This window comes from Klebsiella sp. C349492 (genome assembly GCF_042055345.1).
GTDB lineage: Bacteria > Pseudomonadota > Gammaproteobacteria > Enterobacterales > Enterobacteriaceae > Klebsiella > Klebsiella scottii.
This window is the reverse complement of record NZ_JANQCE010000021.1, coordinates 1-1,208: the sequence shown is the minus strand read 5'-3', so window position 1 is coordinate 1,208 and position 1,208 is coordinate 1. Positions and strand designations below refer to the sequence as shown.

Annotated in this window: 2 protein-coding genes; both read left to right on the top strand. The window is 53.7% G+C overall.

What is annotated here, in order from left to right; all coding sequences use genetic code 11:
• The coding region (locus tag NWP14_RS27740; protein WP_375216316.1) for a hypothetical protein at positions 1-295 on the top strand (295 nt) is incomplete at its 5' end.
• 2 nt (positions 296-297) lie between these two features.
• Complete coding sequence (locus tag NWP14_RS27735; RefSeq protein WP_375216315.1) at positions 298-1,065, top strand: hypothetical protein; 768 nt, start codon at positions 298-300, stop codon at positions 1,063-1,065.
• Positions 1,066-1,208: the final 143 nt, after the last annotated feature.

Genomic DNA, 1,208 nt, shown 5'->3' with positions numbered 1-1,208 from the left:
GGAGCCTGTAGGTGAGCTGTCTTATGCGCCGGCGATTGCGTACATGTTTGCCGATCCACGCCAGGACTATATCGACACGCTTTTGCACCGGCTGGAAATTTTTGCCGGACAGCAGGACGACACCACCGGGGCGCTGCCTGCCGGGGCGTTTAACTGGCAGGTGTATGGCTCGTCCCAGCCCGGCGAATTCCTGAGTTACATCCGTCTGTCTGAACTTATGCAGAACCCGCTGACCTGTCCGCGTGCCACCAATGCACATTACACCAGCCTTGCCGCTATTTACCGGAGTGTTTAACCATGACCCTTGAAATTGTACCGGGCAGCCTGACCAACCCAGATCCATCCATTAAAAACTATGCACCGTATGCGCCCGCTATTGGCGTCACCGGTTATACCGACCGCTGGCGTCCAGCGCTGGATTTTGCAGCCAGCGTTGCCGGTGACGCAGTGTCCACGTATCCCAGCCCGCTAATGCCGGATAACGTCCTTGCGGGTGATACGACCAATCAACCTGTTATTGTCGATCAAAGCGGCATTCGCATGGTTGACTGTGCCACGCCCGGCGCACTGGCGGCGCTGACAGACATTAACCGCAAGTTCGGTGACGTCAGTCTGTTGGCGGTGTGGTATGAGGTGCACGGTTCGGCATCGCATTCAGTGCTGACGATTGGGGGCCTGAGATTTAGCCGCGCCAGCGCCAGCTGGGGATTATCAAAAATGTCTGGCGCTGCCGGTTCTACGCTGAGTATATCCAACGATCCTGCGGCTGGAGGTGTGGCAATTTCTGCCCGACGTTATGCCGCGATCTTAACAATCCCCGCAGATGGTGCGGCCGAAGTAACGCTACATTTAATCGGCGCAGGAACCGAGGCGGTATCAAAATCGGGTGTGGTGACGCGCGGTGGTTCAATGGATGAGCAACGCCGGTTACGATTCGGTAAAGACAGTGGCGGCTCAGCCAATACCGGCCCACAGTTTGCAGAAATGGTTATCTGGGATCGACTTCTGACGACTGAGGAAATAACGATTGTCACCACTTATGCTGCAGGGGCATATGACCTGTAATCAAACCTAAATCATACGTCGGATAAATGAGTTATTTATACCCGGTGTATGATTTAGCGATTAATTCTGCATTGTGCAAATTATCACTAAAGCTTTGTGCATATACCAGTGCGTTTTTATGCAAAAAAAATCGCCGCGCTACA

What these genes read in the sequence shown, in the direction of transcription:
- NWP14_RS27735 (WP_375216315.1), top strand. Translation starts at nt 298, where the DNA reads ATGACCCTTGAAATTGTACCGGGCAGCCTGACCAACCCAGATCCATCC.